Here is a 24,755-nt window from a genome sequence, read left to right as displayed (position 1 = left end):
TTACCCAGAGAGAAGAGGCGAGAGCCAGTACAGCATCGCCATCCATACGATAAATCCACCCGTCAGCAGCGCGCCTGCGCCTTTGCCGATCTGTCGTTGCCGCCGCCAGCAGAGCAGGGCAAATATCACGCTGACCAATAACATCACGCCGTAGTCGCGTGAGAACGCCAGGGGATTAAAGGGCCCTGGCGTAATCAGGGCCGGCAGGCCCATCACAATGGCGATATTAAAAATGTTAGAACCGATGATATTCCCAATGGCAATGTCATCCTCACCTTTACGAGCCCCCGCAATGGCCGTGGCCAGCTCCGGCAGGCTGGTGCCGATGGCAATCACAGTCAGACCGATGGTCAGTTCACTGATGGCGAAATAGTTCGCCAGCACCGTCGCGTTATCCACGACCATGCGCGTTGCCATCGGCATGATGATCAGCGCAACGCCAAGCCAGAGCAGGGCAACAGGCAGCGTGCCTTCTCGCGGCAGTTCGGCGACCTGCTCCCGCGTGAGGCTATCCTGACCCTGCTTCTCAGCCAGGAGGGCGATTTTAACACTATACAGCAGCCAGATGACGGCCAGCGCCAGCAGGAAAATGCCGTCGCTGTAGCTCAATACACCATCGTAAAATGCGCAGCCTGCCAGCAGGCTTACGATTAACATTAGCGGCAATTCACGGCGCAGAACATCAGAATGCACGCGAAATGGATGGAGTAGTGCGGCCAGGCCTAAGATCAAGAGTATATTGACGATGTTAGAGCCAATCGCTGTACCTACTGCCAGGTCTAACTGACCATGCAGCGATGCCGAGACAGAGACGATGATTTCAGGAAGTGACGTTCCAACACTGACAACGGTCATCCCGATAACGACAGGCGGTACGCCCGTCAGGCGACACAGAATAGATGCAGCAAATACTAAACGGTCAGCACTGTAGACTACCAACAGTAAACCAATTATTAACAGTGCTGTTGCTAAAAGCATCAAAAGTCCTTTCTTCAGGTATACTCATCGGTCCATCACACGGGAATGGCTGGATTGCATACAGTCTGAGGCGTAACGAATTCCTAATTTTGACTTTATGCGCCGGAAAAGTAAAACAAATGCCAGCTTTCGCTAACCTCAACGGCTATTATTCTGTAAAAATGCGCAGTTGAGGGCTGATTCAGGCGGCATGACTTAACGTGAGCAGGGTAATAAAGGAACCATAAATGAGCCAAACGATGGCGAATTTAGTCGATGTTCGCGGTGTGAGTTTTTCTCGCGCCAACAGATTAATATTTGATGATATTTCGTTGACCGTACCGCGTGGCAAAATTACTGCCATCATGGGGCCATCCGGGATCGGTAAAACGACCCTGTTGCGCCTCATTGGTGGGCAGATCCCACCCGATCGCGGTGAAATCCTCTTTGATGGCGAAAACATCCCGGAGATGTCGCGCTCGCGCCTGTATACTGTCCGCAAACGCATGAGCATGCTCTTTCAGTCGGGAGCCTTATTCACCGACATGAATGTCTTTGATAACGTGGCCTATCCGCTGCGTGAGCATACCAGCCTGCCGCCGGAACTGCTGAAAAGCACGGTGATGATGAAGCTCGAAGCCGTCGGTTTGCGGGGCGCCGCAAAGCTGATGCCTTCGGAGCTGTCCGGCGGGATGGCGCGCCGCGCCGCGCTGGCGCGAGCCATTGCATTAGAACCTGATTTAATCATGTTCGACGAACCGTTTGTTGGACAGGACCCCATTACGATGGGCGTGCTGGTGAAGCTCATCTCTGAACTGAACAGCGCGCTTGGCGTCACCTGCATTGTGGTATCTCACGATGTACCGGAAGTATTGAGCATTGCCGATTACGCCTATATTGTGGCGGACAAAAAGATCGTCGCACACGGTAGCGCTCAGGCGCTGCAGGAAAATTGCGATCCGCGCGTGCGGCAGTTCCTCGACGGTATTGCCGATGGCCCTGTGCCGTTCCGCTACCCGGCGGGCGACTATCGTGACGATTTACTGGGAATAGGGAGTTAAGCCACTCATGCTGTTAAATGCGTTGGCCGCTCTCGGACACCGTGGCATAAAAACCATCAGGACGTTCGGGCGTGCCGGATTGATGTTATTCAACGCGCTGGTCGGCAAGCCGGAATTCCGCAAGCACGCACCGCTGCTGGTGCGGCAGCTTTATAATGTCGCCGTGCTGTCAATGCTCATCATCATTGTCTCCGGTCTGTTTATCGGTATGGTGCTTGGGCTGCAGGGCTATCTTGTTCTGACAACCTACAGCGCGGAAACCAGCCTCGGGATGCTGGTGGCGCTCTCGCTGCTGCGCGAGCTGGGCCCGGTTGTGGCGGCGCTGTTGTTCGCCGGGCGCGCCGGGTCAGCATTAACGGCTGAAATTGGCCTGATGCGTGCGACCGAGCAGCTTTCCAGCATGGAGATGATGGCAGTCGATCCGCTGCGTCGCGTCATCTCGCCGCGTTTCTGGGCTGGGGTAATCTCTTTGCCGTTACTAACTATTCTGTTTGTCGCCGTGGGTATCTGGGGCGGATCGCTGGTTGGCGTGCACTGGAAAGGCATTGATGCCGGTTTCTTCTGGTCCGCGATGCAGGACGCCATAGACCTGCGAATGGATCTGGTTAACTGCCTGATTAAAAGCGTGGTATTTGCCATTACGGTCACCTGGATTGCATTGTTCAATGGTTACGATGCCATCCCGACGTCGGCGGGCATTAGCCGCGCAACTACACGTACAGTCGTACATTCGTCGCTGGCCGTACTGGGTCTGGATTTTGTGCTCACCGCACTGATGTTTGGGAATTGAGTTCATGCAAACGAGAAAAAATGAAATTTGGGTCGGTGTATTCCTGCTGCTGGCGCTGCTGGCCGCGCTGTTTATCTGCCTGAGAGCGGCAGATATCACGTCTGTGCGCACCGAGCCGACGTATCGCATCTATGCCACCTTCGATAACATCGGCGGGCTGAAGGCGCGTTCACCGGTCCGCATCGGCGGCGTAGTGATCGGACGCGTATCTGACATTACGCTTGATGAAAAAACCTATCTGCCACGCGTCGCGATGGATATCGAAGAGCGTTACAACCATATCCCGGACACCAGTTCCCTTTCTATCCGTACTTCCGGCCTGCTGGGCGAACAATATCTGGCGCTTAACGTTGGTTTTGAAGACCCCGAGCTGGGAACGACTATCCTTAAAGACGGTAGCGTCATTCAGGATACGAAATCCGCGATGGTTCTGGAGGATATGATTGGTCAGTTCCTTTACAACAGTAAAGGGGATGAGAAAAAATCCGACGCTGCCCCTGCGCAGAGCGAAGATCATACCGACGTCGCACCGACACCTGGCGCGACGAATTAATTTCAGGAGAAGTCATTCATGTTTAAACGACTGTTAATGGTTGCCATGCTGGTCATCGCCCCTCTTACCGCCGCCCACGCCGCGGATCAGAGTAACCCGTACAAACTGATGGACGAAGCGGCGAAGAAGACATTCGACCGTCTTAAAAACGAACAGCCTAAAATTCGTGCTAATCCTGATTATCTGCGTGATGTCGTTGACCAGGAGCTGCTGCCTTACGTGCAGATTAAATATGCTGGCGCGCTGGTGCTGGGACGTTATTACAAAGACGCTACCCCTGCGCAGCGTGATGCCTACTTTGCCGCGTTCCGTGAATACCTGAAACAGGCTTATGGCCAGGCGCTGGCGATGTACCACGGTCAGACCTATCAGATTGCGCCAGAGCAGCCTCTGGGCGATGCGACCATTGTCCCTATCCGTGTGACGATCAACGATCCTAACGGTCGTCCGCCGGTTCGCCTGGATTTCCAGTGGCGCAAAAACAGCCAGACCGGTCACTGGCAGGCGTATGACATGATCGCCGAAGGCGTAAGCATGATCACCACCAAACAGAACGAATGGAGCGACCTGCTGCGCACCAAAGGCATTGATGGCCTGACCGCGCAGCTGCAGTCTATCTCTCGCCAGAAAATTACCCTGGATGAGAAGAAGTAATGTCACAGCAACTCAGCTGGTCGCGTGAAGGCGAAACATTAATGCTGTCCGGTGAACTGGATCAGGACCTGCTGAACCCACTGTGGGACAAGCGCCATGAAGCGATGCAGGGCGTGACGCTTATCGACTTAACCAACATCACGCGGGTCGATACGGCGGGAGTTGCGCTGCTTGCCCATCTGGTTGCCGTGGGGAAAAAGCAGGGGACAAGCGTCAAACTTCACGGCGCGAGCGATAATGTCGTTACCCTTGAGCAGCTCTACAATCTCCCTCAGGACGTACTGCCTCGTTAATATTTTCAGTGCGTTACTTCCTAAAGCCCTGACAGTTTCATCGTCGGGGCTTTTTGCTTGTTTAAGACAACGCCACTTTGCTCTAAGATGTTTGGCTTGTTTTCACTATCAGATGATTAAGAGCCCATGGAAAATCATGAAATCCAGACAGTGCTGATGGATGCACTCTCCCTTCAGGAAGCCCACGTCACTGGCGATGGCAGTCACTTCCAGGTTATTGCTGTGGGTGAGATGTTCGACGGTATGAGCCGTGTGAAGAAACAGCAGGCTGTGTACGCGCCGCTGATGGAATATATTGCGGATAACCGCATCCATGCCCTGTCGATTAAAGCGTTCACCCCGCAAGAATGGGCACGCGATCGCAAACTAAACGGTTTTTGAGCTGAGGGCGACAGGCCCGCAGCACGGTTGAATTTATAAGAGAGCACACAATGGATAAATTTCGTGTACAGGGGCCAACGCGTCTCCAGGGCGAAGTCACAATTTCTGGCGCAAAAAACGCCGCGCTGCCAATCCTCTTTGCTGCGCTGCTGGCTGAAGAGCCGGTAGAAATTCAGAACGTACCGAAGCTGAAAGATATCGACACCACCATGAAGCTGCTCACCCAGCTGGGCACGAAAGTCGAGCGTAACGGTTCCGTCTGGCTCGACGCCAGCAAGGTGAACAACTTCTCAGCCCCTTACGATCTGGTGAAAACCATGCGTGCATCCATCTGGGCGCTTGGCCCGCTGGTGGCGCGCTTTGGTCAGGGTCAGGTCTCTCTGCCGGGCGGCTGCGCCATCGGTGCGCGTCCGGTTGACCTGCACATCTTTGGTCTGGAGAAACTGGGCGCAGAGATCAAGCTGGAAGAAGGCTACGTTAAAGCATCCGTCAATGGTCGTCTGAAAGGCGCGCATATTGTCATGGACAAAGTGAGCGTGGGCGCAACGGTTACCATTATGTCTGCGGCAACGCTGGCAGAAGGTACCACCATCATCGAAAACGCCGCGCGTGAACCGGAAATTGTGGATACCGCCAACTTCCTCGTGGCGCTGGGTGCGAAGATCTCCGGTCAGGGTACCGATCGTATCACCATCGAAGGCGTTGAGCGTCTGGGCGGCGGTGTGTATCGCGTTCTGCCGGACCGTATCGAAACCGGTACCTTCCTGGTCGCTGCGGCGATTTCTGGCGGTAAGATTGTTTGTCGTAACGCGCAGCCAGATACTCTGGATGCGGTGCTGGCAAAACTGCGTGATGCGGGTGCGGATATCGAAATCGGTGAAGACTGGATCAGCCTCGATATGCACGGCCAGCGTCCAAAAGCGGTCAATGTGCGTACGGCGCCGCATCCGGCGTTCCCTACGGACATGCAGGCGCAGTTTACCCTGTTGAACCTGGTCGCCGAAGGCACTGGCTTCATCACGGAAACCATTTTCGAGAACCGCTTTATGCACGTACCGGAGCTTATCCGTATGGGTGCGCATGCTGAGATCGAAAGTAATACCGTGATTTGCCATGGCGTTGAGAAACTCTCAGGTGCTCAGGTGATGGCAACCGATCTGCGTGCATCTGCAAGCCTGGTGCTGGCGGGATGTATTGCGGAAGGCACAACGATCGTGGATCGTATCTATCACATCGATCGTGGTTATGAGCGTATTGAAGATAAACTGCGCGCGCTGGGTGCTAACATCGAGCGTGTGAAGGGCGAGTAATCGTTCCGGCAGCCCCCTGCCAGCAATGACCGGGGGGTTGCTGTTCCTGTCAAAAACGCATTATTCCTGCGGTTCACTTTTTGCCTTTTTCTGGCGAATCATGCGCGATCTGTCGATAAATTCATGGGTAATGGGATCGTGGTAACGCGAAGGCCAAATCACCCAAGGATGTATATCCAGCGCCGTCGCGATAATTAACTCTCCCTTGGGCCAGGGGCGAGTGAGGGCGTTTGCCAGAGTTGAAGAACTCAGTCCATGGCGGCGAGACTCTGCTGCCAGTGAAGTGCCTCTTTTGCGCAGTGCGGCAATAATATCAGCCGTGTGCCAGTCGATAAATTTCGTATCCATAACGCCGTCCTTAAGTTCGGATTCACCTACGCCGTTTCTTCTGAAACGACGGGGTTACTATACCCATTTCAACCTCTTGTTCTAAAAAGTTCGCGTTACTTGAAGGGATATTCAGAATAAGACACGGCTTTATTCATGCGGTCTCTAAACCGATGAATTTACATGAACGCGGAATTTTCATGAGTGTACTGGAATCTCCCCGCTATCGCTGCGGGGAGAAACAAGGGGATTAACGGTCGCGCTGAACGGCGATGTGGGCAAGACCAATGAGTGCCTCGCGCCATGGGCTGTCCGGAATGACCTGAAGCGCTTCGATGGCTTTGTCTGCTTCTTCTTCCGCACGCTGACGCGTCCATTCAAGCGATCCGCAGATAGCCATGGTTTCCAGTACAGGTTCCAGAAGATGTCGGCCATTTCCCTGCTCAATTGCTTCACGGATCATTTTCGCCTGGTCAGCTGTTCCGTTGCGCATAGCATGTAGCAGCGGCAGGGTCGGTTTACCTTCGTTCAGGTCATCGCCCACGTTTTTGCCGAGCGTTTCGCCGTCTGCACTGTAGTCCAGCAAATCATCGATCAGCTGGAATGCCGTACCCAGATAGCGGCCATAGTCCTGCAGGCCTTTTTCCTGTGCTTCAGTACAGTCAGCCAGAATGCCGGAACACTGGGCAGCCGCTTCAAACAGGCGTGCGGTTTTGCTGTAGATAACGCGCATGTAGTTTTCTTCGGTGATGTCAGGGTCGTTGACGTTCATCAGCTGCAGAACTTCGCCTTCAGCGATGACGTTTACGGCTTCGGACATCACTTCCAGCACTTTCAGGGAGCCCAGACTGGTCATCATCTGGAAGGCGCGGGTATAGATAAAATCGCCCACCAGGACGCTGGCTGCGTTCCCGAAAGCGGCGTTTGCTGTGGCTTTGCCACGACGCATATCCGATTCATCCACAACGTCATCGTGGAGAAGCGTCGCCGTGTGGATAAATTCGATGAGTGCGGCGATCGTGACGTGGGCATTTCCCTGATAACCAACGGCTCTGGCAGCCAGAATGGCAATCATCGGGCGAATGCGCTTACCGCCGCCGCTGACAATGTAATAGCCCAACTGATTGATCAGCTGAACGTCAGAGTTGAGTTGCTCCAGGATTGCTGCATTCACACCCGCCATATCTTGCGCGGTTAACTCGTTGATTTTTTCTAAATTCATCGCAAAAGCCGGGCTTTTTATCCTGTTGATCCCATCTTCAATGGGGTAACGAAGAGTTTTGGTTTATCAATAGTAGTGCTGATTGTACTGAAAAAACGGCACAGATAAACGTTACCGTACGTGTTGTGTTTTTTTTCTTCATGTATTGACGGTAGCACTTGTCAAAGGCTCGCGTTTTGCGTAATATTCGCGCCCTATTGTGAATATTTATAGCGCACTCTGATTCATACGAGGACGTGCGCGGAAGCGGAGTTTATATGTACGCGGTTTTCCAAAGTGGTGGTAAACAACACCGAGTAAGCGAAGGTCAGACCATTCGCCTGGAAAAGCTGGACATCGCAACTGGCGAATCTGTTGAGTTCGCAGAAGTTCTGATGATCGCAAACGGTGAAGAAGTCAAAATCGGCGTTCCTTTCGTTGATGGCGGCGTTATCAAAGCTGAAGTTGTTGCACACGGTCGTGGCGAGAAAGTTAAAATCGTTAAGTTTCGTCGTCGTAAGCACTACCGTAAGCAGCAGGGCCATCGTCAGTGGTTCACTGATGTGAAAATTACTGGCATCAGCGCCTAAGACCTGAGGAGAGATTTAAATGGCACATAAAAAGGCTGGCGGCTCCACACGTAACGGTCGCGATTCAGAAGCTAAACGCCTTGGCGTTAAGCGTTTCGGTGGCGAATCCGTTCTGGCGGGTAGCATCATCGTTCGTCAACGTGGCACCAAATTCCACGCTGGCAACAACGTAGGTTGCGGTCGTGACCACACTCTGTTTGCTAAAGCAGACGGTAAAGTGAAATTTGAAGTTAAAGGCCCGAACAACCGTAAATACATCAGCATCGTTGCTGAGTAAGGTTTTCTCGGTCCGGTAACGGATTAAAGCCCCGCACCCTGTTGCGGGGCTTTTTACATTGGAAACCCGGTAATTTTTTCTGTAGGGAAAACGGGCATGAAGCAGCAGGCCGGCATGGGTATTCTTTTGGCGCTCACCACCGCAATGTGCTGGGGTGCGCTGCCAATTGCAATGAAGCAGGTACTGGAAGTGATGGAGCCGCCTACGGTGGTCTTTTATCGCTTTCTGATGGCAAGCATCGGCCTCGGGGCCATTCTGGCTATCAAAGGTAAGCTTCCACCCTTGCGCCTCTTCCGTAAACCGCGCTGGCTGGTGTTGCTGGCTATCGCGACGGGTGGTCTGTTCGGTAACTTCATCCTGTTCAGCTCTTCCCTGCAGTATCTCAGCCCCACGGCGTCGCAGGTGATAGGTCAGCTTTCACCGGTGGGCATGATGGTCGCCAGCGTCTTTATCCTCAAGGAGAAGATGCGAGGTACGCAGATTATCGGGGCGAGCATGCTGCTGTGCGGTCTGGTGATGTTCTTCAACACCAGTCTGATAGAGATTTTCACCCGCCTGACAGATTACACATGGGGTGTCATTTTCGGTGTGGGGGCAGCAACGGTCTGGGTGAGCTATGGTGTCGCACAAAAGGTGTTATTGCGTCGACTTGCCTCACAGCAGATCCTCTTTTTGCTGTACACTTTATGTACAGTAGCATTGCTGCCATTAGCTAAGCCGGGTGTGATTACCCAGCTTAGCGACTGGCAACTGGCGTGCCTTATTTTTTGTGGGCTGAACACGCTGGTAGGTTATGGCGCGCTGGCCGAAGCGATGGCGCGCTGGCAGGCAGCACAGGTGAGCGCGTTAATTACGCTTACTCCGCTGTTTACGCTGTTATTTTCAGATTTGTTATCAATGGCCTGGCCCGATGTCTTCGTCAGACCGATGCTTAACCTGTTGGGTTATCTCGGTGCGTTTGTCGTGGTTGCGGGCGCGATGTATTCCGCCATTGGTCATCGTCTTTGGGGACGTTGGCGCAAAAATGAAGCGGTTGTAGTAGTCCCCCGCTCAGGCGAATGAGTTACGGAGAGTAAAATGAAGTTTGTTGATGAAGCGACGATCCTGGTCGTGGCTGGTGATGGCGGCAATGGTTGCGTGAGCTTCCGCCGTGAAAAGTATATCCCACGTGGCGGTCCTGATGGCGGAGACGGCGGGGATGGTGGTGACGTGTGGCTGGAGGCGGATGAGAACCTCAACACGCTGATCGACTACCGTTTCGAAAAATCCTTCCGCGCTGAACGTGGCCAGAACGGTCAGAGCCGTGACTGTACCGGGAAACGCGGTAAAGACGTCACCATTAAAGTTCCGGTCGGTACGCGTGTGATTGACCAGGGAACCGGTGAAACCATGGGTGACATGACCAAACACGGTCAGCGCCTGATGGTGGCTAAAGGCGGTTGGCACGGTCTGGGTAACAGCCGTTTCAAATCCTCCGTTAACCGTACGCCGCGTCAGAAAACGATGGGTACGCCGGGTGATAAGCGTGACCTGCAGCTGGAGCTGATGCTTCTGGCAGACGTGGGCATGCTGGGTATGCCAAACGCCGGTAAATCGACGTTCATTCGCGCCGTTTCTGCGGCGAAACCAAAAGTGGCGGACTATCCGTTTACCACGCTGGTACCAAGCCTGGGCGTTGTCCGTATGGATAACGAGAAGAGCTTTGTGGTTGCCGATATTCCGGGCCTGATTGAAGGCGCTGCGGAAGGGGCGGGTCTGGGTATTCGCTTCCTGAAACACCTTGAGCGCTGCCGCGTGCTGCTGCACCTCATTGATATCGATCCTATCGACGGTTCCGATCCGGTTGAAAACGCCCGCATCATCATCGGTGAGCTGGAAAAATACAGCGAAAAACTGGCGAACAAACCACGCTGGCTGGTCTTCAACAAGATCGACCTGATGGATAAAGCCGAAGCGGAAGCGAAAGCCAAAGCGATTGCTGAAGCGATGGGTTGGGAAGATAAATACTACCTGATCTCTGCGGCAAGCCAGGTTGGCGTGAAAGATCTGTGCTGGGATGTGATGACCTTCATCATTGAGAACCCAGTTGTTCAGGCGGAAGAAGCGAAGCAGCCTGAAAAAGTCGAATTCATGTGGGATGACTACCACCGCCAGCAGCTCGAAGAGCTGGAAGCGGAAGACGATGATGAAGACTGGGACGATGACTGGGATGAAGACGACGAAGAAGGCGTCGAGTTCATCTACAAGCACTAATATCTGTCCAAAGCCCCCTTATGGGGGCTTTTTTTATTCCAGCGTTGAAGGCAGCCAGCAGCTGGCGATTAAGCCGCCTTCATCACCATTCTCAAGCGTCAGCCTGCCGTGATGAAGCTGGACGATGCGCTGTACGATACTCAGTCCCAGACCGCTGCCACCGTAGCGCTGGTCAAGACGGCGGAATGGCTCGGTAATTGACTGTCGGTGCGCTTCATCAATCCCTGGCCCCTGATCGATAACGCTGATCTGTGTGCCCCCGTCGACCTCGGTTAATGTCACGGTAATCGTTGTCCCTGTCGGGCTGTAGCGCCCGGCATTCTCAAGCAGGTTGCGCAGCATCAGGCGCAGGAGCACGGCGTCTCCCTGCACCGTGAGCGCGCTTTTAGCGGGCCAAATCACCGTATGCTCTTTGGCTTCATGGCCAAGGCCGAGAGGTTCAATGATATTTTCCGTCCAGCTCACGGTTTCGTAGTGGCCGCTCGCCATTGCCTGTCCGGCACGGGCAAGCATCAGCAGTTGCTCAACGGTATGCATGAGCTGATCGATACGGCTGATTAACGTCGCGGCCTGTGGCGCGCCTGACTGCGCCATGAGCTCCAGATGGAGCCGTATACCGGCAAGGGGCGTTCGAAGCTCGTGTGCGGCGTCAGCGGTGAAGAGGCGCTCCTGCTGAATGGTATTGTCCAGCCGGGCGAGCAGCTGGTTCAGGGAGGTTGTCACTGCGCCGATTTCTTCCATGTCGGAATACATCGGAAGCGGAGTTAAGTTATCCGCCGAACGGTTAGCCAGGCTGTCACGCAGTTTATTCAGCGGTCGGGTTATCCAGGTGACCGCCCAGAATGAAAACAGCAGCGTGAAACCGACCATCACCAGAGAAGGGACGAGAAGGGAAGCAATCGCCTCGCGGATCTCTTTTTCGACATGGTTATTGCGCGCTTTTGCCGACAGCGTTTCATTCACCAGGAAACCAATCTGCTCACGGCTTTCATGCCACAGCCAGATGACGCTTATCAATTGGAAAAATAAGAGAATAACCGCCAGCAGCACCATCAAACGCCGACGCATGCTGTTCATTTCTGGCTCTCAAGGCGATAGCCAACGCCACGGACGGTTTTGATTCTGTCCTTGCCGAGCTTGCGACGCAGGTTGTGAATGTGAACTTCAAGGGTATTTGACCCCGGATCGTCTTGCCAGGAGTAGATATCCTGCTGGAGCGTTTCTCTGTGCACCGTCTGCCCGCTGCGCATGATCAGACGCGTAAGCAAGGCGAACTCTTTTGGCGTCACCTCTACCGCCTGATCCTGGCGCAATACCTGCTGGGTTTGCAGATTCAGCGTAATATCGCCGTCGGTCAGTAAGTTATCACTATGGCCCTGATAGCGGCGAATCAACGCTCGCACCCGAGCCTGCAGTTCCGCCAGCGCAAAAGGCTTCACCAGGTAATCATCTGCACCAGCATCAAGGCCGGTGATACGATCCTCAATGGCATCGCGTGCCGTCAGGATCAATACCGGGTTGGCGATGCCGCGGCGTCGCCACTGGCTGAGCAGCGTGGCGCCGTCTTTATCTGGCAAGCCCAAATCGAGGATCACCAGACTGTATTCGCCGCTCTGAATCAGGGAGTCCGCCTCCGCTGCGGTGCCGGCACAGTCGAGGGCATACCCTTCATTGGCCAGCCCGAGCGCCAGCCCTTCCTGCAATAACAGATCGTCTTCAACTATGAGTAGTTTCATCGCTAGTTATTCTGGTAGATGTCCTTATAAAGCCTGCTTTCGAAGCGAACCAGCGGAATACGACGATTGCGCTGGTCGGTCGGTTCGACGGCATAGCCGGAAAGATACTGCACGAATGCCATGCGTTGTCCACTGGCAGTTGTGATGAAACCTGCAAGGTTGTAAACCCCCTGCAGCGAGCCTGTCTTAGCGGATACTTTACCATCCACGCCGGCAGCGTGAAGTCCGGCACGGTATTGCAGTGAACCGTCATGTCCGGCCAGCGGCAGCATTGAAATAAAGTTTAGCTCAGTGTCATGCTGTGCAATGTACTGAAGCACCTGCATCATCGTGGCCGGAGAGATCAAATTATGACGCGATAACCCGGAGCCATCGACGGCGATGGTATTACCCAGCTCGATCCCGGCCTGCTGGCGCAGGATCTGACGAACGGCGTCTGAACCCGCGCGCCAGGTTCCCGGCACGCCGAAACGCGCGTGACCAATCATGCGAAATACGGTGTCGGCAATCATATTGTCCGACTTTTTCAGCATGATTCGCAGTAAATCGTGCAGCGGAGGAGATTGTTTGCTGGCGATGACCGTGCCGGGCTGGTTGACCTGCGTCTGGCGAAGCAGCGTCCCGGTGTAAGTTATGCCCGCTTGTTTCAGTTCATCTTTCAGAATGGCACCCGCATAGCTTGCACCATCCTGTATCGCAAAGGCCAGCGGCAGCGGATCGGCGCGCTGCGTCAGGCAGCCGGTAAGCGTGAAGCGGTTAAGATCGCCTGGCACGACGTCCAGCTCACAATATTGCGCATCCGGGGAACCTTTCGCGAGCGTGCGGACCTGGCTAAACATTGTGACCGGGTAATAGGACGCTATGCGGATAAACGCTAAATCATCTGGCTTTGGCGCGCTGTAAAGCGAAACCGAGAAGCAGTTACGGTCAACAATAGCGGCGGCGGGTGGGGCGCTAAAACATTGGGTCATGTCGTTCCACGGCCAGCCAGGGGCTTTATCGTGGCTGGCAAAAATAGACGTGTCGATCAGCACATTACCATCAATTTTTTGCACGCCAGATTTTTTCAGTACCGCAACCATATTGCGGATATCCTGGCGCTTAAAGGTCGGATCGCCGCCAAAACGGGCGATAAGATCGCCTTTCAGTTCGCCACCTTCGACGTTACCTTTGGTCTCGAGTGTGGTCGTAAAACGGAAGTCAGGACCGAGCTGGAGCAGAGCGGCGAGGGCAGTAATCACCTTTTGGGTACTGGCAGGCAGCGCCATCTGTTGACTATGATAGTCAATCTCGGGAGCCTGTGCGCCAACCTTCTGCACCATCAGGGCAAGGTTCGCGCCTGCGGGGAGCTGATTAATGTACTCATCAACATTCGCGGCCTGAGCGGTGAACGTTATACTGGTAGTCAATCCGATGATAAATCTGGAAAATCGCATAATCTCGCGCTAACAACCCGAAAACAAACCGTCATACTACGGTGCATGGCACTGCAAAGTAAACGATGACCCATAGTGAACTTCGCGGTAAAATGCATATCAAATTGAAAATTGCTGCTGACCTGGGGCATTGCTCCCGGGTCGGTTTTCTTTTTGCTTCTTGCCCGCTTAGGGGGGCAGGAGCAGGGAACACTGCTCCCACAGGAATGTTTAAGAGGTATAACAAATGCAAGCTATTCCGATGACCTTACGTGGTGCCGAAAAACTGCGCGAAGAGCTGGATTTCCTGAAATCCGTGCGTCGCCCTGAAATCATCGCCGCTATCGCGGATGCACGCGAGCATGGCGACCTGAAAGAGAATGCTGAATACCACGCCGCGCGTGAGCAGCAGGGCTTCTGTGAAGGGCGTATTAAAGATATCGAAGCAAAACTGTCCAATGCGCAGGTTATTGATATCACCAAAATGCCTAACAATGGGCGTGTGATCTTTGGTTCTACCGTGACCGTGCTGAACCTGGACAACGACGAAGAGCAGACCTATCGCATCGTGGGTGATGATGAAGCTGACTTTAAACAGAACCTGATTTCAGTGAACTCTCCGATTGCTCGCGGCCTGATTGGCAAAGAGCAGGACGATGTTGTCACCATCCGCACCCCTGGCGGTGAAGTGGAATACGAAATTATTAAGGTTGAATACCTGTAATTCGCTTCTCTACTAAGATGTTGATACATTGTAAAGAAAAGAAAAAGGCCGCATAGCGGCCTTTTATCAACTCAAGGAGCATGGCATTTTGCTCGCCTGCTGACAGAAATCCCTCGTTTCACACAGAAAATGTGTTTGATTCAGGATATCCTTAGCGTGGCAGCGAGATTTTACGCTCTTTAGATGGGCGGTAGAGCACCAGCGTTTTACCGATGACCTGTACATTACAGGCGCCGGTTTCGCGCACGATGGCTTCCACGATCAGGTTTTTAGTGTCTCTGTCTTCAGAGGCGATTTTCACCTTGATCAGCTCGTGGTGTTCCAGCGCTTGTTCAATCTCGGCAAGCACCCCTTCGGTCAAACCATTGTTGCCAAGCATCACTACAGGCTTGAGCGGATGTGCCAGACCTTTAAGGTGCTGTTTTTGTTTAGTACTCAGATTCATCGTATATTTTTGCTTACGTTGGGATTGAAAACGGTTCATTCTACCGCCATCTCCCTTATATCGCCAAATAGCTGCGTAGAAATTTACGTCACAGGCAGGTAACGATGAACCAGGACGGAAATGTTAAATGACAGGTAAAAAGCGTTCTGCCAGCTCCAGCCGCTGGCTTCAGGAACACTTTAGCGATAAATATGTTCAACAGGCACAGAAAAAGGGGTTGCGTTCCCGTGCCTGGTTTAAACTTGATGAAATACAGCAAAGTGACAAACTTTTTAAGCCGGGGATGACGGTTGTTGACCTCGGTGCGGCACCTGGCGGTTGGTCCCAGTATGCGGTAACGCAGATCGGCGGAACGGGCCGAATCATCGCGTGCGATCTTTTACCAATGGATCCCATCGTTGGTGTCGACTTCCTTCAGGGCGACTTTCGTGATGAATTAGTGCTGAAAGCGTTACTTGATCGTGTAGGTGACAGTAAGGTCCAGGTTGTCATGTCAGATATGGCACCAAATATGTGCGGAACACCGGCGGTGGATATCCCCCGCGCCATGTATCTGGTGGAGCTAGCGTTAGAAATGTGTCGTGATGTACTAGCGCCTGGTGGTAGTTTTGTTGTGAAGGTGTTTCAGGGCGAAGGTTTCGAGGAGTATCTTAAGGAAATTCGCTCCCTGTTTGCGAAGGTGAAAGTTCGTAAGCCGGACTCTTCCCGGGCCCGCTCCCGAGAAGTGTATATTGTAGCGACCGGGCGAAAATGATAACTGGTAGATTTCAGGCGAAAGTTTGAATGAAACTGGATATAGAGTATCCTGACGCTGTTTTTAACACAGTTGTAATATGAGGTTAATCCCTTGAGTGACATGGCGAAAAACCTAATACTCTGGCTGGTCATTGCCGTTGTGCTGATGTCAGTATTCCAGAGCTTTGGGCCCAGCGAGTCGAATGGCCGCAAGGTGGATTATTCTACCTTCCTGCAGGAGGTCAATCAGGACCAGGTTCGCGAAGCGCGTATCAACGGACGTGAGATCAACGTTACCAAGAAAGATAGTAACCGTTACACGACTTACATCCCGGTGAACGATCCTAAGCTGCTTGATAACCTTCTGACCAAAAACGTCAAGGTAGTTGGCGAGCCGCCAGAAGAACCAAGCCTGCTGGCTTCTATCTTCATTTCCTGGTTCCCGATGCTGCTTCTTATTGGCGTCTGGATCTTCTTTATGCGTCAGATGCAGGGCGGCGGTGGCAAAGGTGCCATGTCGTTCGGTAAGAGCAAGGCGCGTATGCTGACGGAAGACCAGATCAAGACCACCTTCGCTGACGTCGCCGGTTGTGACGAAGCGAAAGAAGAGGTGGGTGAACTGGTTGAATACCTGCGTGAACCGAGCCGTTTCCAGAAACTGGGCGGTAAGATCCCGAAAGGCGTGCTGATGGTTGGCCCTCCGGGTACCGGTAAAACCCTGCTGGCGAAAGCCATCGCAGGTGAAGCGAAGGTGCCATTCTTTACTATTTCAGGTTCTGACTTCGTCGAAATGTTCGTGGGTGTCGGTGCATCTCGTGTGCGTGACATGTTCGAGCAGGCCAAGAAGGCAGCACCGTGCATTATCTTCATCGATGAAATCGACGCCGTGGGCCGCCAGCGTGGCGCAGGCCTGGGCGGTGGTCACGATGAACGTGAACAGACGCTGAACCAGATGCTGGTTGAAATGGACGGCTTCGAAGGTAACGAAGGTATCATCGTTATCGCGGCAACTAACCGTCCGGACGTACTTGACCCTGCGCTGCTGCGCCCAGGCCGTTTCGACCGTCAGGTTGTTGTGGGTCTGCCGGACGTTCGCGGTCGTGAACAGATTCTGAAAGTTCACATGCGTCGCGTACCGCTGGCGCCGGATATCGATGCGGCAATCATTGCGCGCGGTACCCCGGGCTTCTCCGGCGCGGACTTGGCGAACCTGGTCAACGAAGCTGCACTGTTTGCCGCTCGCGGTAACAAGCGCGTCGTATCGATGGTGGAGTTCGAGAAAGCTAAAGACAAAATCATGATGGGTGCGGAACGTCGCTCCATGGTGATGACGGAAGCGCAGAAAGAGTCCACGGCATATCACGAAGCGGGTCACGCGATTATCGGTCGCCTTGTGCCGGAACACGATCCGGTACATAAAGTGACGATTATTCCGCGCGGTCGTGCGCTGGGTGTGACCTTCTTCCTGCCTGAAGGCGACGCGATTAGCGCCAGCCGTCAGAAACTGGAAAGCCAGATTTCTACCCTGTACGGTGGTCGCCTGGCAGAAGAGATTATCTACGGTGTGGAACATGTTTCTACCGGTGCGTCCAACGACATTAAAGTTGCGACAAACCTGGCGCGTAACATGGTGACGCAGTGGGGCTTCTCTGACAAACTCGGTCCGCTGCTGTATGCAGAGGAAGAGGGTGAAGTATTCCTGGGCCGTTCTGTGGCTAAAGCGAAACATATGTCCGATGAGACGGCTCGTATCATCGACCAGGAAGTAAAATCTCTGGTAGAGCGTAACTATGCGCGTGCTCGCCAGATCCTGAACGACAATATGGACATCCTGCATTCGATGAAAGATGCGCTCATGAAATATGAGACCATCGATGCACCGCAGATTGACGACCTGATGGCGCGCCGTGAAGTGCGTCCGCCAGCAGGCTGGGAAGACCCAGGCGCTTCCAATAATTCTGACAACAATGGCACCCCGCGTGCGCCGCGTCCGGTTGATGAACCGCGTACGCCAAACCCGGGCAACACCATGTCAGAACAGTTGGGCGATAAGTAAGTCACTGCTGTTGAAGCGTTTGTCTGTACCTCAAACCCTGGAGCTTGCTCCGGGGTTTTTCATTTCTGTTTAACGATATAGATACCAGGGATTTCGCCATGAAACTATTCGCTCAGGACTCGCATCTCGATCTTTCACACCCCCATGTGATGGGGATCCTGAATGTTACCCCTGACTCCTTCTCTGATGGCGGCACGCATAACACGCTTATCGAGGCGGTTAAGCACGCGAATTTAATGATTAATGCGGGTGCCACCATCATTGACGTTGGCGGAGAATCGACGCGTCCAGGTGCGGCGGAAGTGTCAGTGGAAGAAGAGCTGGCGCGCGTGGTGCCGGTGGTTGAAGCCATCGCACAGCGGTTTGAAGTATGGATCTCCGTAGATACCTCTAAACCCGAAGTGATTCGTGAAGTTGCGAGAGTGGGCGCTCACATTATTAATGATATTCGCTCACTCACCGAGCCTGGCGCACTTGAAGCCTCGGCAGAGACGGGGTTACCGGTATGCCTGATGCACATGCAGGGTCAACCAAAAACCATGCAGGAAGCACCGAAGTATGACGATGTCTTCGCCGACGTGAATCGCTTCTTTATTGAGCATATCGCGCGCTGTGAACGTGCAGGTATCCCAAAAGAGAAATTGCTGCTCGACCCGGGGTTCGGTTTCGGTAAAAATCTCTCACACAATTATGCGTTGCTTGCGCGCTTATCGGAATTCCATCACTTTGACCTGCCGCTGCTGGTGGGGATGTCAAGAAAATCGATGATTGGGCAGTTGCTGAACGTGGGGCCGAGCGAACGCCTGAGCGGCAGCCTGGCCTGCGCGGTGATTGCGGCGATGCAGGGCGCGCACATAATTCGTGTCCATGACGTCAAAGAAACAGTAGAAGCTATGCGTGTGGTGGAAGCCACACTGGCAGCGAAGGAAAACAAACGCTATGAGTAATCGTAAATATTTTGGTACCGATGGTATCCGTGGGCGTGTAGGCGATGCTCCCATCACCCCTGATTTTGTCCTGAAGCTCGGCTGGGCTGCTGGCAAAGTGCTGGCGCGTCATGGTTCACGTAAGATCATTATCGGTAAAGACACCCGTATTTCGGGCTATATGCTGGAATCAGCGCTGGAAGCGGGGCTGGCGGCTGCTGGACTTTCCGCCTCCTTTACGGGCCCAATGCCAACGCCTGCAGTCGCGTATCTGACGCGCACCTTCCGTGCGGAAGCGGGGATTGTCATCTCGGCTTCTCACAACCCGTTCTACGACAACGGCATTAAATTCTTCTCCATTGACGGCACCAAGCTCCCGGATGACGTGGAAGAGGCTATTGAAGCCGAAATGGAAAAAGAGATCACCTGTGTTGATTCCGCAGAGCTGGGTAAAGCGAACCGTATCGTTGATGCGGCGGGTCGTTATATCGAATTCTGTAAAGGCACCTTCCCGAATGAGCTGAGCCTCGCTCACCTCAAAATTGTGGTGGACTGTGCTAATGGCGCGACCTATCACATCGCCCCGAATGTCTTCCGCGAACTGGGGGCGAAAGTGATCACCATTGGCTGTGAGCCGGATGGTCTGAACATTAACGAGCAGGTGGGGGCAACTGACGTTCGCGCCCTGCAGGCGCGTGTTCTGGCGGAGAAAGCCGATCTGGGTATTGCCCTTGACGGCGACGGTGACCGCGTGATCATGGTCGACCACGAAGGTAACAAGGTCGACGGCGATCAGATCCTCTACATCATTGCACGTGAAGGTCTGCGTCAGGGCCAGCTACGCGGTGGTGCGGTGGGCACGCTGATGAGCAACATGGGCCTGGAACTGGCGCTGAAACAGCTAGGTATTCCGTTTGTCCGCGCGAAAGTGGGTGACCGCTATGTGCTGGAAAAATTGCAGGAGAAGGGCTGGCGTATCGGTGCAGAAAACTCGGGTCACGTGATCCTGCTCGACAAAACCACCACCGGTGACGGTATCGTGGCCGCCCTGCAGGTGGTTGCTGCTATGGCGCGCAACCATATGAGCCTGCACGATCTGTGCAGCGGCATGAAAATGTTCCCACAGATCCTGGTGAACGTACGTTTCACTGCCGGTAAAGGCGATCCGCTGGAAAATGAGCACGTGAAAGCGGTAATGGCTGACGTTGAAGCGGCCCTGGGCAATCGTGGACGCGTGCTGCTGCGTAAGTCCGGTACCGAACCGCTGATCCGCGTGATGGTGGAAGGTGAAGACGAAGCGCAGGTAACCGAATTTGCACACCGTATTGCGGATGCTGTGAAAGCTGCATAATTGTGCGCGCTAAATGTATAAAAAGGCGGCTTTTGTCGCCTTTGTTTTAAGCAACTAATGGCTTTTTGCTGTTTTTTTCCGCAGTTGATACAATGCGTCAAAAATGCCCTTGCGAAGGTCATTCGCTTTGGTTAGTATTCACACCCGCTTCAGTGGGAAACAAAAATCCTGCTAATTGGTCGAAGCATTGGTATGCGGCAAATCCGCAAGGAACAGGTTGATTATGTACGAAGCTCTTTTAGTTGTTTTCCTTATTGTAGCCATCGCTCTCGTAGCGCTGATTATGCTGCAGCAAGGTAAAGGCGCTGATATGGGAGCCTCCTTCGGAGCAGGCGCTTCCGGTACGCTGTTTGGTTCAAGTGGTTCTGCGAACTTCATGACCCGCACAACGGCGATTCTGGCTACGCTGTTCTTCATCATCAGCCTTGTGCTTGGCAATATCAACAGCAACAAGACCAGTAAAGGAAGCGAGTGGGAAAACCTGAGCGCGCCAGCAAAAACTGAGCAGACTCAGCCAGCTGCACCGGCTAAGCCAACCAGCGATATCCCGCACTAAGTATTCTGTACCGAGGTGGTGGAATTGGTAGACACGCTACCTTGAGGTGGTAGTGCCCTAACGGGCTTGTGGGTTCGAGTCCCATCCTCGGTACCAATATTCCAGAAGAAAGACGTCGAAAGACGTCTTTTTTTCGTCTGTATATTCTTGTGATGGTTTTCGTAGGGCGGGTAAGCGCAGCGCCACCCGCCCTACGAAAACCATGAAAAAGGCACCCTTAGGGTGCCTTCTGCATTTCTGAATAGCGATTACTTCTTATCGCTATGCTCCAGGTTTTCAACCTGCGGCAGACCGTTACCGGAATTCGCGGAGAGCAGGCCATTCTCAATATAGTTGAACAGCTTCTCGCGGGTATCGGTGATGTCCAGGTTACGCATGGTCAACTGACCAATACGATCGTCCGGTGAGAACACGGATTCACCTTTCTCCATGGTCAGACGCTCTGCTTTATAGGTCAGATTGTCAGACACGGTGTTCAGGATGGAGTAGTCGTTACCGCGACGCAGTTCCAGCGTCACTTCACCGGTGATCGCGCTTGCCACCCAACGCTGCAGCGCATCACGCAGCATCAGCGCCTGTGGATCGAACCAGCGGCCCTGATACAGCAGTTTACCCAGTTGACGGCCATGTGAGTGATAATGCTCAATGGTGTCTTCGTTGTGAATGCCGGTCAGCAGACGCTCGTAAGCGATGTGCAGCAGTGCCATTCCCGGGGCTTCATAGATGCCACGGCTTTTCGCTTCGATAATACGGTTTTCAATCTGGTCGCTCATACCCAGACCGTGACGGCCACCAATACGGTTAGCCTCCAGCATCAGCTCAACATCATCAGAGAAAGTTTTACCGTTCAGCGCAACCGGATGGCCGCGTTCGAAACGCACGGTCACTTCTTCAGCCTGGATTTTGACGTTCTCGTCCCAGAACTTCACGCCCATGATCGGGTTAACGATCTTCACGCTGGAGTTCAGGAATTCCAGGTCTTTCGCTTCGTGCGTCGCACCCAGCATGTTGGAGTCGGTGGAATAGGCTTTCTCGACTGACATCTTATAATCGAAACCGCAGGCGATCATAAACTCGGACATCTCATGGCGGCCACCCAGCTCGTCGATGAAGTCGGTGTCCAGCCACGGCTTGTAGATCTGCAGTTCGGCGTTGGTCAGCAGGCCATAGCGATAGAAACGTTCAATATCGTTACCTTTATAGGTGCTACCGTCACCCCAGATGTTGACGCCGTCTTCTTTCATCGCCGCAACCAGCATGGTGCCGGTGACTGCACGGCCCAGCGGGGTAGTGTTGAAATAGGTCAGGCCGCCGGTGGTATTATGGAACGCACCACACTGAATAGCCGCGATGCCTTCAGCGACCAGTTGCTTACGGCAGTCAATCAGGCGCGCGTTCTCCGCACCATACTCTTTAGCGCGACGAGGAATGGCATCGTAGTCGTCCTCATCCGGCTGACCCAGGTTCGCAGTGTAGGCATACGGAACCGCTCCCTTCTGGCGCATCCACAGCAGTGCAGCGCTGGTATCCAGGCCGCCTGAGAAAGCGATGCCAATACGTTGTCCTACCGGAAGATGCTTGAGAATCGTCGTCATAGAATAAAACCCTGCTTGATTGACTGATTAGAGACCGCTTTCGCTCTCTTGTGCATTTTTATGCAAAATAAGTGAGTATTCATTTAATCATCTTTTGGCGAAGACCGGAAGAGAGTCGCGCGTTTTTTGTAAAAAATTTGGTCTAATTGATCTGGCGGAAGTTAGGTTGACAGGTGGGGGCAACTATCAATATACTAAACGCCGATTTTACGTCCCGTCTTCGGTACCAAATCCCAGCATTATTTGCAAATTCTGTCCAAAACGCGTAGAATTTGCCACGTTTCAGGCGCGGGGTGGAGCAGCCTGGTAGCTCGTCGGGCTCATAACCCGAAGGTCGTCGGTTCAAATCCGGCCCCCGCAACCACTTTCCCATAAAGTTCTTTTTCAAATATACTGTGAAGACTTAGAGCCTTCGTAGCTGGATTTGAAAAAATTCTTTCGGAAAGTGCTCCAGGCCACAGTTGTGGCTATAGGGTTCAGTTATCTAAAGCCCCGATTTATCGGGGTTTTTTGTTATCTGACTACAGAATAACTGGGCTTTACGCCCTTTTTTTATGTCTTGGGGGTGGGCTTGTCCACATTAGAGCAAAAATTAACAGAGATGATTACTGCACCGGTCGAAGCACTGGGCTACGAACTGGTCGGCATCGAATTCGTTCGCGGCCGTACATCGACGCTGCGCATCTATATTGATAGTGAAGATGGCATCAATGTTGATGATTGTGCTGATGTCAGCCACCAGGTGAGTGCGGTTCTTGATGTTGAAGACCCAATTACCGTTGCGTATAACCTGGAAGTTTCCTCACCTGGCCTCGATCGCCCGATGTTCACGGCCGAGCACTATGTGCGCTTTACCGGTGAAGAAGTGGCTCTCGTTCTGCGTATGGCCGTACAGAACCGCCGTAAATGGCAGGGAATTATCAAAGCCGTTGATGGTGAAATGATCACGGTGACAGTCGAAGGCAAAGATGAAGTGTTCGCGCTGAGTAATATCCAGAAGGCGAACCTGGTTCCCCACTTTTAACAGTCTGGATTGAGGTGAAAAGCCCGCGATGAACAAAGAAATTTTGGCTGTTGTTGAAGCCGTCTCCAACGAGAAATCACTGCCGCGTGAGAAGATTTTCGAAGCGCTGGAAAGTGCACTGGCTACAGCAACCAAGAAAAAATACGAACAAGAGATCGATGTTCGCGTAGAAATCGATCGTAAAAGCGGTGACTTCGATACATTCCGTCGTTGGGTAATCGTTGAAGAAGTGACCCAGCCGACCAAAGAGATCACGCTGGAAGCTGCCCGTTTTGAAGACGAAAGTCTGAACGTGGGTGAGTACGTTGAAGATCAGATTGAATCTGTTACCTTCGACCGTATCACGACTCAGACCGCTAAACAGGTTATCGTGCAGAAAGTGCGCGAAGCCGAGCGCGCGCTGGTTGTCGATCAGTTCCGCGATCAGGAAGGCGAGATCATCACTGGCGTGGTGAAGAAAGTGAACCGCGACAACATCTCCCTGGAGATCAAATCCGAAGGGTTGCCGGGTAACGCTGAAGCCGTGATCCTGCGTGAAGATATGCTGCCGCGTGAAAACTTCCGTCCGGGCGACCGTATTCGCGGTGTTCTGTACGCCGTTCGCCCTGAAGCACGTGGTGCACAGCTGTTCGTGACCCGTTCTAAACCAGAAATGCTGGTAGAACTGTTCCGTATCGAAGTACCGGAAATCGGTGAAGAAGTTATCGAAATTAAAGCGGCGGCTCGCGATCCGGGCTCCCGTGCGAAAATTGCGGTGAAAACCAACGACAAGCGTATCGATCCGGTCGGTGCTTGCGTCGGTATGCGCGGTGCGCGTGTCCAGGCCGTTTCTACTGAGCTGGGCGGCGAACGTATTGATATCGTTCTGTGGGATGACAACCCGGCGCAGTTCGTCATCAACGCAATGGCTCCAGCTGATGTGGCGTCTATCGTTGTTGACGAAGACAAACACACCATGGATATCGCCGTTGAAGCGGGCAACCTGGCGCAGGCAATCGGCCGTAACGGTCAGAACGTACGCCTGGCGTCACAGCTGAGCGGCTGGGAACTCAACGTAATGACCGTTGATGACCTGCAGGCTAAGCATCAGGCTGAAGCCCATGCGGCGATCGATACCTTCACCAAATACCTGGATATTGACGAAGACTTCGCCACTGTTCTGGTTGAAGAAGGTTTCTCTACGCTGGAAGAACTGGCCTATGTGCCAATGAAAGAGCTGCTGGAAATTGACGGTCTGGATGAACCAACCGTTGAAGCCCTGCGTGAACGCGCTAAAAACGCACTGACCACCCTGGCGCTGGCTCAGGAAGAAAGCCTTGGCGATAAAAAGCCGGCTGATGACCTGCTGAATCTGGAAGGTCTTGATCGTGCGATTGCGTTCAAGCTGGCTGCCCGTGGTGTTTGTACGCTGGAAGATCTCGCTGAGCAAGGCGTTGATGACTTGGCTGATATCGAAGGTTTAACCGACGAGAAAGCCGGCGAGCTCATCATGGCCGCACGTAATATTTGCTGGTTCGGCGACGAAGCGTAATAAACTGTAGCAGG

27 protein-coding genes and 2 tRNA genes are annotated in these 24,755 nt (G+C 53.3%); 21 read left to right on the top strand and 8 right to left on the bottom strand.

The window, feature by feature from the left end; all coding sequences use genetic code 11:
* Positions 1-978 (bottom strand): calcium/sodium antiporter, encoded by a 978-nt coding sequence (locus KGP24_RS20835; protein ID WP_223561676.1) that lies wholly within the window; start codon positions 976-978, stop codon positions 1-3.
* Positions 979-1,205: 227 nt separating this feature from the next.
* On the opposite strand from KGP24_RS20835, the gene mlaF reads away from it, so the two are divergent.
* From mlaF to murA, 7 genes are all read left to right on the top strand, one after another.
* Positions 1,206-2,018: a phospholipid ABC transporter ATP-binding protein MlaF gene (mlaF, locus tag KGP24_RS20830; protein WP_023309353.1), complete on the top strand. Its 813-nt coding sequence runs from the start codon at positions 1,206-1,208 to the stop codon at positions 2,016-2,018.
* A gap of 7 nt (positions 2,019-2,025) precedes the next feature.
* Complete coding sequence (gene mlaE / locus KGP24_RS20825; RefSeq protein WP_023333605.1) at positions 2,026-2,808, top strand: lipid asymmetry maintenance ABC transporter permease subunit MlaE; 783 nt, start codon at positions 2,026-2,028, stop codon at positions 2,806-2,808.
* A 4-nt stretch (positions 2,809-2,812) separates the two neighbouring features.
* Positions 2,813-3,361: an outer membrane lipid asymmetry maintenance protein MlaD gene (mlaD, locus tag KGP24_RS20820; protein ID WP_223561675.1), complete on the top strand. Its 549-nt coding sequence runs from the start codon at positions 2,813-2,815 to the stop codon at positions 3,359-3,361.
* 18 nt (positions 3,362-3,379) lie between these two features.
* The gene (gene mlaC, locus KGP24_RS20815) at positions 3,380-4,015 is read left to right on the top strand and encodes a phospholipid-binding protein MlaC (protein WP_047650934.1); all 636 of its coding nucleotides are present in this window, start codon (positions 3,380-3,382) and stop codon (positions 4,013-4,015) included.
* Positions 4,015-4,308: a lipid asymmetry maintenance protein MlaB gene (gene mlaB / locus KGP24_RS20810; protein ID WP_223561674.1), complete on the top strand. Its 294-nt coding sequence runs from the start codon at positions 4,015-4,017 to the stop codon at positions 4,306-4,308. The genes mlaC and mlaB overlap by 1 nt, the downstream gene beginning before the upstream one ends.
* 126 nt (positions 4,309-4,434) lie before the next feature.
* A complete protein-coding gene (gene ibaG, locus KGP24_RS20805) occupies positions 4,435-4,689 on the top strand; it encodes a BolA family iron metabolism protein IbaG (protein WP_223561673.1) in 255 nt (84 codons plus the stop codon).
* A gap of 50 nt (positions 4,690-4,739) precedes the next feature.
* Entirely contained in the window at positions 4,740-5,999 is a 1,260-nt protein-coding gene (murA, locus tag KGP24_RS20800) for a UDP-N-acetylglucosamine 1-carboxyvinyltransferase (protein ID WP_223561672.1), read from the top strand.
* A gap of 60 nt (positions 6,000-6,059) precedes the next feature.
* Here murA and sfsB read toward each other — a convergent pair whose 3' ends face one another.
* Together sfsB and ispB are read right to left on the bottom strand one after the other, a co-directional pair.
* Positions 6,060-6,347 carry a DNA-binding transcriptional regulator SfsB gene (gene sfsB, locus KGP24_RS20795; RefSeq protein WP_223561671.1) on the bottom strand — a complete coding sequence of 96 codons (288 nt, stop codon included), beginning with the start codon at positions 6,345-6,347 and terminating at the stop codon, positions 6,060-6,062.
* 229 nt (positions 6,348-6,576) lie between these two features.
* On the bottom strand, positions 6,577-7,548 hold the full coding sequence (gene ispB / locus KGP24_RS20790) for an octaprenyl diphosphate synthase (RefSeq protein ID WP_223561670.1): 972 nt from the start codon (positions 7,546-7,548) through the stop codon (positions 6,577-6,579).
* 257 nt (positions 7,549-7,805) lie between these two features.
* On the opposite strand from ispB, the gene rplU reads away from it, so the two are divergent.
* The 4 genes from rplU to cgtA all read left to right on the top strand — a co-directional run bounded on the left by rplU (position 7,806) and on the right by cgtA (position 10,647).
* Positions 7,806-8,117, top strand: a complete 312-nt coding sequence (gene rplU, locus KGP24_RS20785; RefSeq protein ID WP_010436026.1) for a 50S ribosomal protein L21 — start codon at positions 7,806-7,808, stop codon at positions 8,115-8,117.
* 19 nt (positions 8,118-8,136) lie between these two features.
* A complete protein-coding gene (gene rpmA / locus KGP24_RS20780; RefSeq protein ID WP_004385076.1) occupies positions 8,137-8,394 on the top strand; it encodes a 50S ribosomal protein L27 in 258 nt (85 codons plus the stop codon).
* A 96-nt stretch (positions 8,395-8,490) separates the two neighbouring features.
* On the top strand, positions 8,491-9,456 hold the full coding sequence (locus tag KGP24_RS20775) for a DMT family transporter (protein ID WP_148243334.1): 966 nt from the start codon (positions 8,491-8,493) through the stop codon (positions 9,454-9,456).
* Positions 9,457-9,471: 15 nt separating this feature from the next.
* A complete protein-coding gene (gene cgtA, locus KGP24_RS20770; protein WP_094934465.1) occupies positions 9,472-10,647 on the top strand; it encodes an Obg family GTPase CgtA in 1,176 nt (391 codons plus the stop codon).
* 33 nt (positions 10,648-10,680) lie between these two features.
* Here cgtA and pmrB read toward each other — a convergent pair whose 3' ends face one another.
* Genes pmrB through dacB form a run of 3 tightly spaced genes read right to left on the bottom strand, consistent with a single transcriptional unit; the run spans position 10,681 to position 13,819 of the window.
* Positions 10,681-11,724, bottom strand: coding sequence for a two-component system sensor histidine kinase PmrB (gene pmrB / locus KGP24_RS20765; RefSeq protein WP_223561669.1), 1,044 nt, complete (start codon positions 11,722-11,724; stop codon positions 10,681-10,683).
* Positions 11,721-12,383: a two-component system response regulator PmrA gene (gene pmrA, locus KGP24_RS20760; protein WP_023333595.1), complete on the bottom strand. Its 663-nt coding sequence runs from the start codon at positions 12,381-12,383 to the stop codon at positions 11,721-11,723. Before pmrA ends, pmrB begins: the two co-directional genes overlap by 4 nt.
* Positions 12,384-12,385: 2 nt before the next feature.
* Complete coding sequence (gene dacB, locus KGP24_RS20755; RefSeq protein ID WP_032659718.1) at positions 12,386-13,819, bottom strand: serine-type D-Ala-D-Ala carboxypeptidase; 1,434 nt, start codon at positions 13,817-13,819, stop codon at positions 12,386-12,388.
* 226 nt (positions 13,820-14,045) lie between these two features.
* Here dacB and greA point away from each other — a divergent pair, with 226 nt between their 5' ends.
* Complete coding sequence (gene greA, locus KGP24_RS20750; RefSeq protein ID WP_014171793.1) at positions 14,046-14,522, top strand: transcription elongation factor GreA; 477 nt, start codon at positions 14,046-14,048, stop codon at positions 14,520-14,522.
* Between the two features lie 151 nt (positions 14,523-14,673).
* On the opposite strand, the gene yhbY is transcribed toward greA, so the two are convergent.
* Positions 14,674-14,967 carry a ribosome assembly RNA-binding protein YhbY gene (yhbY, locus tag KGP24_RS20745; protein ID WP_003861814.1) on the bottom strand — a complete coding sequence of 98 codons (294 nt, stop codon included), beginning with the start codon at positions 14,965-14,967 and terminating at the stop codon, positions 14,674-14,676.
* A gap of 127 nt (positions 14,968-15,094) precedes the next feature.
* On the opposite strand from yhbY, the gene rlmE reads away from it, so the two are divergent.
* The 6 genes from rlmE (at position 15,095) to KGP24_RS20715 (ending at position 20,687) form a co-directional block, all read left to right on the top strand.
* The gene (gene rlmE, locus KGP24_RS20740; protein WP_003861812.1) at positions 15,095-15,721 is read left to right on the top strand and encodes a 23S rRNA (uridine(2552)-2'-O)-methyltransferase RlmE; all 627 of its coding nucleotides are present in this window, start codon (positions 15,095-15,097) and stop codon (positions 15,719-15,721) included.
* 102 nt (positions 15,722-15,823) lie between these two features.
* Positions 15,824-17,758 carry an ATP-dependent zinc metalloprotease FtsH gene (ftsH, locus tag KGP24_RS20735; RefSeq protein ID WP_010436002.1) on the top strand — a complete coding sequence of 645 codons (1,935 nt, stop codon included), beginning with the start codon at positions 15,824-15,826 and terminating at the stop codon, positions 17,756-17,758.
* Between the two features lie 98 nt (positions 17,759-17,856).
* Positions 17,857-18,705 (top strand): dihydropteroate synthase, encoded by an 849-nt coding sequence (folP, locus tag KGP24_RS20730; RefSeq protein WP_223561668.1) that lies wholly within the window; start codon positions 17,857-17,859, stop codon positions 18,703-18,705.
* Positions 18,698-20,035: a phosphoglucosamine mutase gene (gene glmM, locus KGP24_RS20725; protein WP_223561667.1), complete on the top strand. Its 1,338-nt coding sequence runs from the start codon at positions 18,698-18,700 to the stop codon at positions 20,033-20,035. The genes folP and glmM overlap by 8 nt, the downstream gene beginning before the upstream one ends.
* Positions 20,036-20,258: 223 nt before the next feature.
* On the top strand, positions 20,259-20,591 hold the full coding sequence (secG, locus tag KGP24_RS20720) for a preprotein translocase subunit SecG (protein WP_023309338.1): 333 nt from the start codon (positions 20,259-20,261) through the stop codon (positions 20,589-20,591).
* Between the two features lie 9 nt (positions 20,592-20,600).
* Positions 20,601-20,687 (top strand) — tRNA-Leu (locus KGP24_RS20715).
* Between the two features lie 152 nt (positions 20,688-20,839).
* Here KGP24_RS20715 and argG read toward each other — a convergent pair.
* Positions 20,840-22,186: an argininosuccinate synthase gene (gene argG / locus KGP24_RS20710; RefSeq protein ID WP_223561666.1), complete on the bottom strand. Its 1,347-nt coding sequence runs from the start codon at positions 22,184-22,186 to the stop codon at positions 20,840-20,842.
* Between the two features lie 287 nt (positions 22,187-22,473).
* Here argG and KGP24_RS20705 point away from each other — a divergent pair.
* The 3 genes from KGP24_RS20705 (at position 22,474) to nusA (ending at position 24,741) form a co-directional block, all read left to right on the top strand.
* Positions 22,474-22,550 (top strand) — tRNA-Met (locus KGP24_RS20705).
* Between the two features lie 207 nt (positions 22,551-22,757).
* Positions 22,758-23,210: a ribosome maturation factor RimP gene (rimP, locus tag KGP24_RS20700; protein ID WP_014833432.1), complete on the top strand. Its 453-nt coding sequence runs from the start codon at positions 22,758-22,760 to the stop codon at positions 23,208-23,210.
* Between the two features lie 28 nt (positions 23,211-23,238).
* Positions 23,239-24,741, top strand: a complete 1,503-nt coding sequence (nusA, locus tag KGP24_RS20695; protein WP_029739628.1) for a transcription termination factor NusA — start codon at positions 23,239-23,241, stop codon at positions 24,739-24,741.
* The last annotated feature ends 14 nt before the right edge of the window (positions 24,742-24,755 follow it).

The organism is Enterobacter sp. JBIWA008, from assembly GCF_019968765.1.
Lineage (GTDB): Bacteria > Pseudomonadota > Gammaproteobacteria > Enterobacterales > Enterobacteriaceae > Enterobacter.
The sequence above is the reverse complement of the archived record's forward strand: the minus strand, read 5'-3'. Positions and strand labels throughout refer to the sequence as shown.